General features: G+C 51.7%; 14 protein-coding genes. 2 read left to right on the plus strand and 12 right to left on the minus strand.

Annotation, left to right across the window (positions count from 1 at the left end):
- Positions 1-61: 61 nt before the first annotated feature.
- The 3 genes from LJ046_RS08685 to LJ046_RS08695 all read right to left on the minus strand — a co-directional run bounded on the left by LJ046_RS08685 (position 62) and on the right by LJ046_RS08695 (position 1208).
- The gene (locus LJ046_RS08685; RefSeq protein ID WP_035176382.1) at positions 62-268 is read right to left on the minus strand and encodes a hypothetical protein; all 207 of its coding nucleotides are present in this window, start codon (positions 266-268) and stop codon (positions 62-64) included.
- 129 nt (positions 269-397) lie between these two features.
- Complete coding sequence (locus tag LJ046_RS08690; protein WP_002876584.1) at positions 398-766, minus strand: hypothetical protein; 369 nt, start codon at positions 764-766, stop codon at positions 398-400.
- 22 nt (positions 767-788) lie between these two features.
- The gene (locus LJ046_RS08695) at positions 789-1208 is read right to left on the minus strand and encodes a DUF948 domain-containing protein (RefSeq protein WP_002876583.1); all 420 of its coding nucleotides are present in this window, start codon (positions 1206-1208) and stop codon (positions 789-791) included.
- Between the two features lie 131 nt (positions 1209-1339).
- On the opposite strand from LJ046_RS08695, the gene LJ046_RS08700 reads away from it, so the two are divergent.
- Entirely contained in the window at positions 1340-2191 is an 852-nt protein-coding gene (locus tag LJ046_RS08700; protein ID WP_002876582.1) for a mechanosensitive ion channel family protein, read from the plus strand.
- A gap of 41 nt (positions 2192-2232) precedes the next feature.
- Here the strand turns inward: LJ046_RS08700 and LJ046_RS08705 are convergent, their stop codons facing one another.
- Positions 2233-2853, minus strand: coding sequence for an XTP/dITP diphosphatase (locus LJ046_RS08705; protein WP_002876580.1), 621 nt, complete (start codon positions 2851-2853; stop codon positions 2233-2235).
- Positions 2854-3091: 238 nt separating this feature from the next.
- Here LJ046_RS08705 and LJ046_RS08710 point away from each other — a divergent pair, with 238 nt between their 5' ends.
- On the plus strand, positions 3092-3487 hold the full coding sequence (locus LJ046_RS08710; protein ID WP_002876579.1) for a YslB family protein: 396 nt from the start codon (positions 3092-3094) through the stop codon (positions 3485-3487).
- Positions 3488-3568: 81 nt separating this feature from the next.
- Here LJ046_RS08710 and trxA read toward each other — a convergent pair whose 3' ends face one another.
- The 8 genes from trxA to LJ046_RS08750 form a co-directional block, all read right to left on the minus strand.
- Positions 3569-3880 (minus strand): thioredoxin, encoded by a 312-nt coding sequence (gene trxA / locus LJ046_RS08715; RefSeq protein ID WP_002876578.1) that lies wholly within the window; start codon positions 3878-3880, stop codon positions 3569-3571.
- A 93-nt stretch (positions 3881-3973) separates the two neighbouring features.
- Positions 3974-6334 (minus strand): endonuclease MutS2, encoded by a 2361-nt coding sequence (locus LJ046_RS08720; protein ID WP_002876577.1) that lies wholly within the window; start codon positions 6332-6334, stop codon positions 3974-3976.
- A 66-nt stretch (positions 6335-6400) separates the two neighbouring features.
- A complete protein-coding gene (locus LJ046_RS08725; RefSeq protein WP_002876576.1) occupies positions 6401-6724 on the minus strand; it encodes a DUF1292 domain-containing protein in 324 nt (107 codons plus the stop codon).
- 2 nt (positions 6725-6726) lie between these two features.
- Positions 6727-7155 carry a Holliday junction resolvase RuvX gene (gene ruvX / locus LJ046_RS08730; protein WP_002876575.1) on the minus strand — a complete coding sequence of 143 codons (429 nt, stop codon included), beginning with the start codon at positions 7153-7155 and terminating at the stop codon, positions 6727-6729.
- Complete coding sequence (locus tag LJ046_RS08735; protein WP_002876574.1) at positions 7155-7412, minus strand: IreB family regulatory phosphoprotein; 258 nt, start codon at positions 7410-7412, stop codon at positions 7155-7157. Before LJ046_RS08735 ends, ruvX begins: the two co-directional genes overlap by 1 nt.
- 65 nt (positions 7413-7477) lie before the next feature.
- Positions 7478-10111, minus strand: coding sequence for an alanine--tRNA ligase (gene alaS, locus LJ046_RS08740; RefSeq protein ID WP_002876573.1), 2634 nt, complete (start codon positions 10109-10111; stop codon positions 7478-7480).
- A gap of 238 nt (positions 10112-10349) precedes the next feature.
- Positions 10350-11711 carry a DEAD/DEAH box helicase gene (locus tag LJ046_RS08745; RefSeq protein WP_002876572.1) on the minus strand — a complete coding sequence of 454 codons (1362 nt, stop codon included), beginning with the start codon at positions 11709-11711 and terminating at the stop codon, positions 10350-10352.
- Complete coding sequence (locus tag LJ046_RS08750) at positions 11704-12663, minus strand: DHH family phosphoesterase (RefSeq protein WP_002876571.1); 960 nt, start codon at positions 12661-12663, stop codon at positions 11704-11706. Before LJ046_RS08750 ends, LJ046_RS08745 begins: the two co-directional genes overlap by 8 nt.
- Positions 12664-12707: the final 44 nt, after the last annotated feature.

A 12707-nucleotide genomic window follows, 5' to 3' on the forward strand; every position in this document is an offset into this window, starting at 1 on the left:
CGAAAACAGAAAAAGGCTTCTAGAAGTATCTCTCTTTTAGAAGCCTTTTTTTCGTATACAATTATACCTTACGAAGGCCGCGAATCAAGTAGTAGACGCCAATTAAAGTCAACAGCAAGAAGACATTCTGAAAATCATGATAGCCTTCCTTCATGACAAAAATGGCAAAAAACGCGGCAGGCAGGATAGTCAAGATTATTCCCCGATATTTTCTCAGCTTCAAAACAAAAGGATTATCTGATTTTCTGAAGGAAAAATACATTGCCATTAGGTAAATCAGAAAAAGGACCATGTTTGTTTTCGGCATGTGATTTATCCTCAACTAGTAAAAAAGCGAAACCCGAAAGCATCGAGTTCTACTTTTCTGCTTATTAAAAATCTATCGTGAAAAAAATTACTATTCCTGATCCGGACTAGTCGGCGTGCTTGGTTCTTCCAGCTTCTCTTCCCCTTCTTCGCTCTTTTCAGCATTGTCCAGGTCGCTGGCGTCTTGTTCGCCGGCGCCGTTAGCTGAATCGTCGATTACGATGTCGTCGAAGTCCTTCAGTTCAGAATCATCTTCAATGTTCTTTGGGAAAGAAGCCAGTTGGTTTTTCAAGATTTCTGTCCCGTTGTCGTACTTTTCCTTCAAGTCTTCAACGTTTGGATTACTCTTGATCTTGTCCTTAACTTCTTTAAGCTTGTCGTCTGAGATCAGGCTGGCAGCTGCAACCCCAGCAGCAGCCCCAAAGACGGCCCCTAATAAAAAGCTACCAAATTTGCTCATGGTTGTTCTCCTTTTCTTAATCCTAACCCTTCCGCCGGAAATGTCTGGCAAAAGCCGACATAATTACGGAAGTGATCATTCCCGTCCGGGTAAAGTGGGCATTGGAAACCTTGTTGATCATCTTCTTGGATGATTCGTTGATGTCTGAGACGCTTTGGCCCAGGTCAGCGGCGGCCTGAACGACCGGCTGCAAAGTTTCCATCTTACTATTGACGTCTTGCAAAAACGCGTCAGTCTTTTCCAAGAGTCCGCCGGTCTGCTTCATCAAGTCATCCATGTCTTCAGTCAGCTTGGCCATAGATTCATTGGTCAATTGGACTGTCTTCTCAGCCTCTTTCAAAGTCTTCGAAACATTAAGCAACATGGGAATCGTGAACAGGACCAGTACCAAAAAGGCAATGGCCGCGATCAAACCGGCTAAAGCGCCAAATGAAATTGTCATAGCTTACTTCCCCTTTCCTTTCTAAAAAGAGTCTAGCATGAAAACGATTTAGACACAATCGAAAGATTTTCCGAAGTTTTTACCCGCTTTTCTGTTATCCTTTAAGCATAGCTGAAAGGAGCATTTTTTCAATGAAAAATCTTGATTTCAAAATTGCCGGCATCTCTGTCGACGTCGACAAGCTTTTTACCAGCGGCGTGACCATCCTCTGGAAGCTGCTGATTTCGACCCTGGTCTTCTACCTGGTCAGCCATTTTGGTCGGAAAATTATCAAGCGCTACCTGGACAAGCACAACGACAAGCTTGTCCTCTCCAAAAGGTCCCAAACCATCTCAGCCTTGGTGAACAGCCTCTTCCACTACATCATGGTCTTCTTCTATGTCTACTCCATCTTAACCATCCTGGGCATCCCCGTCGGCACCTTGATTGCCAGTGCCGGGATCTTCTCTTTGGCCATCGGCCTTGGGGCCCAGGGCTTCATGAGCGACCTGGTCAACGGCTTCTTTATCCTCAGTGAAGGCCAGTACGATGTCGGCGACAATGTCGAGATCGGGACTGAAGCCGGGACCGTGACCCAGCTGGGCCTCAGAACCACCCAGATCGTCACCACTGACGACACCTTGATCTTCATCCCCAACCGGCAGATTTCCATCGTCAGAAACCTAACCCACGGCGGGATTGGCCTTAACTTGGACCTGAACCTGGATGCAAATACCGACTTAAAGCGGCTGGCCAGCCTGCTTGACCAGGCTGATGAAGATATGCTTGCCTGGCATGACAAACTAGTCAGCGGACCAACCCAGATCGGGGTCGTCGGCCAGCAGGGGCAGACAATCACCTACCGGGTCCACTTCCAAGTCAAGCCGGGCTTTGAAGGCAAAATCCGCCAGGCCTACTGGCAGACCTACCTGCAATACTTACGGGTCAACCAGGTCAAATTTGGCCAGGAACCAGTTATCATCAACAACAGTAAAAAAGCTTGATCTAAAAATGCTGAGCCGCGGCCCAGCATTTTTCTTTGATCTTAGTTGAATTGAGCGAGCCAAGCTGGCAGTTCTTCGATCAAAGCCTTGACTGCCTTGCCCCGGTGGGAGACTTCGTTCTTTTCTTCAGTGGTCATTTCGGCGAAAGTCTTGCCCTTGCTTGGTACGTAGAAGAGCGGGTCGTAGCCGAAGCCGCCCTTGCCGCGCGGAATTGCCAGCACTTCACCTTCGCAGGTGCCAGTTACAACCAAGTCCTTGTCTTCGTGGCCTGGCATGGTCAAAACAAGGGTAGTGACAAACTTGGCTTGGCGCTCGTCTTGCGGAACCCCGCCCAAGGCTGCCAAAAGCTTAGCGTTGTTTCTGGCATCGTTGTGGGCCTCACCGCCGTAACGGGCTGAGTGTACGCCAGGAGCGCCGTTCAGTTTAGCAACCTGCAAGCCTGAGTCGTCAGCCAGAGTTGGCAGCTTGCTATAGTCTGCCAAAGCGTGTGCCTTCAGCTTAGCATTAGCTTCAAAAGTCGTCCCCTTTTCGTTAACGTATGGCGGGTTATCCAAATCTGCATTTGATTTAAGCTCAATGTCCAGACCAGCCTGCTTGAAAGCTTCTTGCACTTCCTTAACCTTGTTTTGATTATTTGTAGCAAACAATAGTACTTGAGTCATATGGTACTCCTATCATTTCAAAATATAAAAAATCTCTCTACTGAAATTTTACCACTTATTCAAGCCTTTTCGAACTTACAAATAGAGTAATTTCTGCTATTTTCACCGCTTTTTCAGCCGGCAGGAACTTTTTCCTTTTTTTCGGCGATTTCCTAGCCTTTTTCTAAAACTTGTTAAATAATTTCACCATCCTGTAATATTTAAGGTAGAATAAAAACAGAGAATAAGGATGAGGATTATGTCAGAACACAACGACCACGTATACTTTGTTAATCAACTATACCGCGACTTCTTGTTGCCAACCATTTTAGGCGGAGACACGCCGGCGATTCTCTACTGGGCCGGCAAGCGGATCACCCGCAAATATGCCTTGAGTGAATTTGAAGACTTAAGCGAATTCTTCAAGATGGCTGAATTCGGCAATTTAACCATTGTCAAGGAGCGCCGCTCCTCAGTCATCTTCTCCTTGAGCGGGCAGCCAATCAGCGACCGCCTGGCCGCCGGCAGCCGGGAATTCTCCCTGGAAAGCGGAATGATCGCCGAAGCGGTTGAACAGAACCGGGGCCGGTCAGCTGAAGCCGAAATCGCCATCGACGACAAGAAAGAGACTGTTCAGATCACCGCCTTCTTCTAACAAGCAAATTCAGCAAGATAAAGAAAATACAAACGAAAAAGACCAGAGCCAATGGCTCTGGTCTTTTAACATGCTTATTTCTTAGTCAGCGTACTGGTCAAGAATTTCGTTCAGCTTTTCCTTTGGAGTGTAGCCAGTCAAGCGGTCAACCACTTGCCCGTCCTTCTTGATCAAGAGGGTTGGGATGGCCATGATGCCAAAGTTCTTGGCCGTTTCCGGGTTGTCGTCAACGTCCATCTTGGTGAAGTGCACGTCTTGTCTTTCTTCAGCCAAAGCTTCGATGACTGGTGACTGCATCCGGCAAGGACCGCACCAGGTTGCCCAAAAGTCAACCAGAACTAAGCCATCCTTGGTTTCTTCTTCAAAAGTTGCGTCAGTAATTTCATCTACCATATAAATACCTCAAATTCGTTAATCTGAAAAACATTATTATCTACTTACTGCTTTAAGTTTACTAGACTTACTTACTTTTTGCAAGTAGATTGCCTACTTTAAGGTCACGATCGTGGCCCCGGTCCCGCCTTCATTGGCTGGCGCGTAGCTGTAGGTCTTGACATGCTTGTTGCGCTTGAGATACTGCTGGACCCCCTGCCGGATGGCCCCGGTCCCGATCCCGTGGATGATCGTGACCGTGCTAAGGCCGGACAAAAGGATGGTGTCAAAGTACCGGTCCAAATTGACCATGGCCTCTTCATAGCGCTGCCCTCTAAGATCCAGGGAACTGCGGGCCCGGCTGGACCGGGAGGCAGAAGTGGCCCGTCTTTGGGCCTGCTGCTTCTGCCCGGCGGCCAGCTTGTCGATGTCCCTGTCGGTCACCTTGAGCTTGATCCGGCCCAAGGAAACCTCATAGTCATGCTCACCCAGCTGCTTGGTCACCGTTCCGGTCTGCCCGTAAGACAGGACCTTGACCTTGTCACCCACCTGGACGTGGTGGCGTTTCTTTTCCTTTTGCAGGACCTTGTTTTTGGCCAGGTTGGCCTCCTGCTTGGCCAGCTGGTTTAATTCGCCCTTGGCGTCCATCAGCTGGTTGGTCTTGACCTGCATCCCTTCCTTGCGGGCTTCCTCCAGCTCGGCGATGATCTTGTCGGCCTTCTTGCGCTTCTTGGCCACGATTTCATTGGCCCGGTCCAAGGCAAAGTCCAGCTGCTTTTGGACCCGCTGGTTGTAGATATCCAGGGCATCCTGCAGCTTCTTTTCCAGCTGCTTGGCCCGGTCCAGGCTGGTCTGCAGCTTCTGCTTGTTTTCCGTGACCAGTTTGGTCTGCTTGTTTAATTCGTCGATCATGTGGTTAATGTCAGAATCATCGCTGCTCATCAGCTTCTCAGCCCCGGCCACCACGTCTTCCCGCATGCCCAGCCGGCGGGCAATGGCAAAGGCATTACTGTGACCCGGGATCCCCATCTGCAGGCGGTAGGTCGGCGACAGGGTCTTGATGTCAAATTCCATGGAGGCGTTGGTGGTCCGCTCTCTGTTATAGCCATAGAGCTTGAGTTCCGGGTAGTGGGTCGTGACGATGATCTTGGCCCCCTTCTTTCTGAAGAAGTCCAAAATTGAGATGGCCAGGCGGGCCCCTTCTTCCGGGTCGGTCCCGGCCCCGATTTCGTCGATCAGGACCAGGCTTTTGTCGCTGACCCGCTTCATGATCGCCACGATATCGTTGATATGGGATGAAAAAGTACTCAGCGACTGCTCGATTGACTGTTCGTCCCCAATATCAGCAAAAATCTGGTCAAAAACCGCCACGCTGGAGCCCTCATTAGCCGGAATAAAGAGACCGGACTGGGCCATCAGCTGGAGCAAGCCTGCCGTCTTCAAAGTGATCGTTTTACCACCAGTGTTGGGCCCGGTGATCAAAATCGTGTCAAAGTCCTGGCCTAAAGCAATGTCATTGGCCACGACCTTGTCTGGATCAATCAAGGGGTGACGGGCCCCCAGAAGCTTAAAGGACTGGTCAGCAGACAAAGCCGGCTGGCTGGCCCGCATCTGCTTGGCCAGCTTGGCCTTGGCCTGGAGGAAGTCCAATTCGCTTAAAGCCGCGGCCACCCGCTTGATAGCTTCCATTTCTTCTCTGGCGTCCAGAGACAGTTCATGCAGAACCCGGTGGATTTCCTGCCGCTCTTCAGCCAGCAAGTTTTGCAGGCGGTTGTTTAACGGCAGGATGGCAGCCGGTTCAACAAACAAGGTCTGGCCGGAGGCACTTTGGTCGTGGACCACCCCGCCGAACTTGTAGCGGTATTCCTGCTTGACCGGGATAACGTAGCGGTCATCCCGGATGGTCACGATCTGATCAGACAGGTACTCGCCGTTCTTGCCCTTGGTGTAGGCGGTCATCTTTTCCTTGATTTCCGCTTCCGTGGCCAGGCGGCCGTGGCGCAGGCGGGCCAGGTCAGCTGAAGCGGTATCCAGGACTTCCCCGTCATAAGTCAGCGAAGTCCGCAGGCGCCGGTAAAGGTCATCCGGCAATTCCAGGTCCTCCAGCAAAGTTTCAATCGCCGCCAGGTCCAAGGTCTCATTTTCTTCCGCGTCTTCTACAAAGCGGCTGATTTCCTGGGCCAGGGTGAAAATCAGCAGGATATTGCCTAATTCCAGGGCGTTCAAGTCGGCCTTGACCTTCAAACGCTTGAGGCTGGGCGCAACATCTTGAAAGTCGGTCAAAGGCAGCTGGCCCTTGATCCGGTTCAAGTCAACCAGGGCCTTGGTTTCGCTTAAGGCCCGGCTGACCGTCTCCCGGTCGCTGGCGGGCTGGAGGTTCAAGGCCTTGCTCTTGGCCGGAGCCGTTACCGCTTGTTCAGCCAGGCGGTTGCTAATTTCCTGGTATTCCAGAATGTCTAAAATTTTATGATTCATCATCTCAGTAATTTTATCTAAAAAATTTTCCTAACAAAAAAAGCGGGCTAAACACCCGCTTCTTTCTTATTCTGCAGAATCGTCACCGCTCAAACGGTCATCTTCAAGGAAGGTGTTGAGCACCCCTTGAACCATGTCCCATTCAGCGTCAGAAGTGATTTCGTGCAGGTCGCTGCTGGTTACGTCGCCATCTTCATCGGCGTCGTAGCTGAAAGCCTGGACTTCAATTTCGTCGTCATCTTCTACAGCTGCCGGGTAAAGCAGGATGTAGGACTTGTCATTGTCGTCAGAATGGAAAGTAAACAATACTTCAAATAATTCTTCGTTGCCGTCTTCATCGATCAAGGTCAATTGTCTGTCTTGATCTTCGGCGCTAACTTCAAAAGCCATAGTTATTCCTTTCGCTGTAAATCCAAATAGTTCTGCAAAATCAACACGGCTGCCATTTGGTCAACGACCTCCTTGCGCTGCCGGCGATCATGCATTCCCGCCTCTTCAACCAAAATCCTCTCTGAGGCCACGGTCGTCAAGCGTTCATCGTCATAGTAGACTGGTAAGCCAAACTTCTGCTCCAGGCGCTCGCCCATGGCCTTGCTCCGGCTGACCGACCGACCGGCCGTTCCGTCCATGTTCTTAGGCAGGCCCAGAACAAAGCCGTCCGCTTCATATTCGCGGACCAGCTTCTTTAAAGACCGCATGCCGAAATTGTGCCGGTCTTCATCAATCGGGATCGTCATCACGGCCTGGGCGGTGATGCCCAAGGGATCACTGACGGCCACCCCGATGGTCTTGGAGCCGACGTCCAAACCCAGCAGGCGCATTACTTGTCCTTGCCCAGGTAGCTCTTGACCAGTTCTTCGATGATTTCATCGCGTTCGTGCTTCAAGATCAGGTTCCGGGCGTCGTTGTGGCGTGGGATGTACGCTGGGTCGCCTGAAAGCAGGTAACCCACGATTTGGTTGATCGGGCTGTAGCCCTTTTCTTCCAGGGCCTTGTATACGTCTTCCAGAGTGTCGCGGATGTTCTTTCCCTTATTCTGATTAAAATCAAAGTGCATCGTCTTATCAAGCGAACTCATTGTTATTCCCCCTCTTTTGTCTATTCTACTTAAAAATTTTCCTTAACTCAATTATTTTAGCTTAATTAGTCCAGCTGGCTGACTGCAGCATCGATGGCATCCTGCAGGCCTTCTGGCTTCTTGCCGCCGGCTTGGGCCATGTTTGGCCGGCCGCCGCCGCCACCGCCAAAGATAGCAGCCACGCTCTTGATCAAGTCGCCGGCCTTCAGACCCTTGTCCAGGGCCTTTTGGCCCAGGCTGATCAGCATGTTGGCCTTGTCTTCAGACTTAGCGCCCAGAATCAAGACGTCAGACTTGCCTTCGCTCTTCCATTGGTCAGCGATTTCCCGCAAGTCGTTCATCCCCTTGACGTCAGCGATCGTAGCGATAACCGTCAAGTCACCAACCGTCTTGACCTGATCAAAGATCTTGCCGGCCTTAGAAGCGTTGATTTGGGCTTTGTAAGCGGCGTTTTGCTTTTCAGCGCTTCTGAGTTCTTCTTGCAGGCTGGCAATCTTGCTTTGGATGTCTTCAGCCTTAGTGGCCTTAACTTGAGCCTGGATCTGGTCCAGGATGTCTGAGCGGCCAGCTAAGTATTCGTAAGCCAGCTTGGAAGTTACGGCTTCAATTCTTCTGACCCCGGCACCGATGGCTTGTTCAGAAATAATCTTGAAGACGCCGATTTGGGAGGTGTTGTCACAGTGAGTACCCCCGCAGAATTCGATGGAGAAGTCATCCATTTGCACGACTCTGACCTTATCAGTGTACTTGCCGTCAAACAGAGCCAAGGCCCCCATCTTCTTACCGGTTTCCGGATCAGTTTCCGTGGTCTTGACTTGGATTGATTCCCAGATCTTTTCGTTGACGATCTTTTCAACGTTCTTCAATTCTCTTGGCGTGATTGGGTCAAGGGAAGTGAAGTCGAATCTCAAGTAGTCTGGTTCAACAACTGACCCGGCCTGGTGGGTGTGTTCACCCAATACTTGCCGCAAGGCGGCGTGCAAGAGGTGGGTAGCTGAGTGGGAGTGGCGGAGGCCTTCCCGGCGCGCCCGGTCAATCTTCAGCTTGTAGGTCTGCCCCTTTACAAGTGGCAGGATCACGTCGACAAAGTGCAGGTTCTGGTCGTTAGGCGCGTGCTGAACGTCAACTACCCGGGCAACTAAGTTGCCTTCCTGGTCGTAGATGTCACCGTGGTCAGCCACCTGGCCGCCCCGTTCAGCGTAAAATGGCGTCTTGTCGAAGATCAAGGTTGCCTTTTCACCGTCAGCCTTGTCCACTAGCTTGTCGTCAACGATGATGTCAACCAGCTGGCTTTCTTCTTCATAGACCCCGTATTCAAAGACGCTCTTGTCCTTGATTTTCATCAAGGTTTCGTCTTGTGAACCCATGGATTGCAGGTTACCCCGGGCCTTGCGGGCACGTTCCTTCTGCGCTTCCATTTCAGCGTCAAAGCCATCCTTGTCAACCTTCAAGCCCTTGTCTTCAGCAGCTTCAACCGTCAATTCGTATGGGAAGCCGTAAGTGTCGAACATCTTGAAGGCGTCCTTGCCGGAGATGGTCTTGTCTTCGCTGTTTTCGGCCTTGTCGATCAAGTCGTCCAGCAAAGTCAAGCCGGCTTCCAAAGTTACACCGAAGCGGTCTTCTTCGTTCTTGATGACCTTGCTGATGAATTCAGCCTGGTCGCTGACTTCTGGGTAGTGACTCTTCATGATGTCGCCGACAACTGGCACCAGCTTGTAAAGAAAGGCGCCGTCGATGCCCAGCTTGCGTCCGTTCAAGGCTGCCCGCCGCAAAAGCCGGCGCAAAACGTAGCCGCGGCCAGTGTTGCCTGGCAGAGCCCCGTCACCGATGGCAAAGGAGATAGCCCGGATGTGGTCAGCGATAATCTTGAAGGAAGTGTCGTCAGCCTTGTTTGCGCCGTACTTCTTGCCCGCGCTCATTTCTTCAGTAGCGTGGATGATTGGCAGGAAGAGGTCGGTTTCAAAGTTGGTCGGGGCATCTTGCAAGATAGACAGGACACGTTCCAGACCCATCCCGGTATCGATGTTCTTGTGTGGCTGTTCAACGTAGCTGCCGTCTGGCAGGTGGTTAAATTCTGAGAAGACGATGTTCCAGATTTCCAGGTAACGGGCGTTTTCCCCGCCTGGGTAGTTTTCCGGGTCGTCTTCTGGCACGTCATTGTTTTCCTGGCCACGGTCGTAGAAGATTTCTGAGTCAGGACCACATGGGCCTTCACCGATGTCCCAGAAGTTGTCTTCCAATTGCACGATGTGGCTTTCCGGCAAGCCGACGACTTCATGCCAGATCCGGTGAGCTTCAGTATCCTTAGGGTAAACAGTTACGTAAAGCTTGTCCTTGTCCAGATCCAGCCAGTCAGGACTGGTCAAAAATTCCCAGGCCCAAGGAATCGCTTCTTCCTTGAAGTAGTCACCAACTGAGAAGTTGCCCAGCATTTCAAACAAGGTTTGGTGGCGGGCAGTCTTACCGACGTTTTCAATGTCGTTGGTTCTGATTGACTTTTGTGAGCTGGTAATCCGGCGGTTCTTTGGCACAACTGAGCCGTCGAAGTACTTCTTCATGGTTGCCACCCCGGAGTTGATCCAGAGCAAAGTCGGGTCATCCTTTGGAATCAAGCTGGCTGACTGCATGACCATGTGGCCGTGTTCAGCAAAAAAGTCGAGGAACATTTGCCGAAATTCTGAACTGTTTAACTTTTTCATCAAAATCTCCTAAAAACACAAAAAACAAGCATGTTTGCCTTCTTCAAGGACGCTCTAGACGCGGTACCACCTCGATTGCAACAATGCTTGTTACCTCTTGATTATCTTAAATTAATCACTTTAAGGAGCATTTCCTGCCTGGTGATAAACCCTTCCCAGCTGCCGGTTCTCTCTTTGAATCGCCTAGACAGAAAACATATCTTAAACGTCCCTAATTTTACTACTTATAGAAAAAATGTCAACGGTTTTGCTCGCGCTTGCGCTTACGGAGGAGCTTTTGGTGGCGCATTTCGTGGCGAGCTTCAATCTTCCGCTTCTTGCGGTTGTCTTCTTGAATCGCCTGCTTGATCTTCTTCTTATAGCCAGGCTTGCGCTTGGACTTGACCTTCTTGACCACGCCCCTCATGTGGGGGTCAAGCTGGCGGTTTGCAGCCGTCCGGTTGTCCCGGCGGCGGTAGTGAGTCCGCGGAGCGAGTGCCCCGTCCTTGATTTCAACGAAGTCAAAGTGAACGCCCATCTGCTCCAAGGCCCCCACCCGGTTCATCTCTTCTTCCCTAACCAAAGTCACGGCGTGGCCCGGCAGGCCGTTCCGGCCAGTCCGGCCGATCCGGTGGATAATGAATTCCAGCTCCTTGGGAATCTCATAGTTGATCACCAGGCTGACGCCAGGCAGGTCGATCCCCCGGGCAGCCAGGTCGCTGGCGACGACATACTGGTACTGGCCGGCCCGGACTTCCCGCAGGGTCCGCTTTCTTTCCCGTTCGGTAATGCCGCCGTGGATCTTGGCCACCTTAAGCCCTTGCTTAGTCAGGTAGTCAGCCAGTTCGTCAACCATCTGCTTGGTATTGGCGAAAACCAGGGCTAGGTAAGGCTGGCCCATGGTCAAAAGCTTGTAGACGATCTTCTTCCTGTCCTTGCTGCCGATGTCCAAGAGGTCGTTTTTGATGGTTGGGGCAATAACTGCCGGATTGTCGATCACGATTTCTTCCGGCTTGGCCATGTACTTGCGTAAAAAGTTGGTCAGCTTGACCGGAATCGTGGCTGAAAAGGCGGACATGACCACGTCCTTTGGCAGGCGGGCGGCAATCTTGTCCACATCGGCCAGGAAGCCCAAGTCCAGGGTCATATCGGCTTCGTCGATGACAAAGTTCTTGACCTGGTCCAAAAGCAGGATCTTCTTGTCAGCAAAGTCCAAAAGCCGGCCCGGCGTAGCGATAACCAACTGGGGCTTGTTCTGTTCAAATCTGGCGATCTGCCGGTCCCGGTCGCTGCCCCCGGCCAGGTGGGCAATGGCGATGTTTAAACCGGAATTATCCCGCAGCTGGCGGGCCACCCGGTAGAGCTGGTCAGCCAGTTCCCGGCTGGGAGCCGTGACGATGGCCTGGACATAGCGGGCGTCTTCATCAATGGCGTTTAAAATCGGGATCAAGTAGGCGTGGGTCTTCCCGCTCCCCGTAGCCGCCTGGACGATCACGCTTTCGCCTTTCAGCATGGCCGGGATGACTTTTTCCTGCACCGGAGTCGGTTTAGCAAAGCCGATCTTGGCCAGGCCCTGGCGGATTTCGCTTCTTAAGCGGGTATCAGTAAAAATGTTATTCATGGTCTTCCTTGTATTTCTTGGTTACTTCAACTAATTCCTGAAAAATCTGGTCGATTTCCACCTGGTCATGGGCCGTTGCCCCGGAGGCTAATTCATGGCCGCCCCCGTCGTGGGCTTCAGCCAGCTTGTGGATGTGCGGACCCTTTGACCGGTAGTGGACCCGGTAAGTACCATCTTCTTTTTCCACGATGACCAGCCAGGTCAGAATCCCCTTGATCCGGCCCGGGGTTGAAACAGTGACTGAAGCTTGCGGCTGGGTAACGCCCAGGGCCTTTAAGTCAGCCTGGCTAATTACGGCGATAGCGACCAGGCCGCTTTCGTCCAGCTGCATTTTCTCCAGGGTCAGGCTCTGCAGCTTGGCCTGCTGGAAGGTAACTTCACTTTCGTTTCTGGCAATTTGGGAGATGTCAATCCCCGTCTCCATCAAGCGGGATACTACTTCGAAGGTGTGGGCGCTGGTCGCGTCATACATAAAGCGGCCAGTGTCACCGATAATACCGGCGTAGAGGGCCAGGGCGATTTCCTGGTTAAGGGGCAGGCCTTCTGCTTCGATAAAGTCAGCGATGATTTCACAGGCAGCAGCGGCTTTTGAGTCAACGTAAGACATGTCAGCATATGGGTCAACGTCCGGGTGGTGGTCAATCTTGATCAGGTAGTCCCCCAGCCGGTAGCGCTGGTCAGAGATCCGCGGCGTGTTGGCCGTGTCAGTCGTGATCACCAGGGCGCCTTGGTAGTCTTCATCCTTGACTTCGTCCATGGTGTTGATCCAGTCCAGGTCACCGACGTCATTTTCCCCGGTGCAAAGAATCTTCTTGTCCGGGAACTGCAGGCGCAGGCTCTTGGCTAAAGCGGCCTGGGAGCCGATAGCGTCCGGGTCGGGATTGGTGTGCCGGTGGAGGATAATGGTTGGATATTGCTTAATCTTACTAAATATTTCGTCAAAAGTGTTCATCGCGGGGTCCTTTCTGCCTTATGAGTTCAAAATTTTATTTTAGC

The organism is Lactobacillus delbrueckii subsp. jakobsenii ZN7a-9 = DSM 26046 (genome assembly GCF_001888925.1).
Taxonomy (GTDB): Bacteria; Bacillota; Bacilli; order Lactobacillales; family Lactobacillaceae; genus Lactobacillus; species Lactobacillus delbrueckii.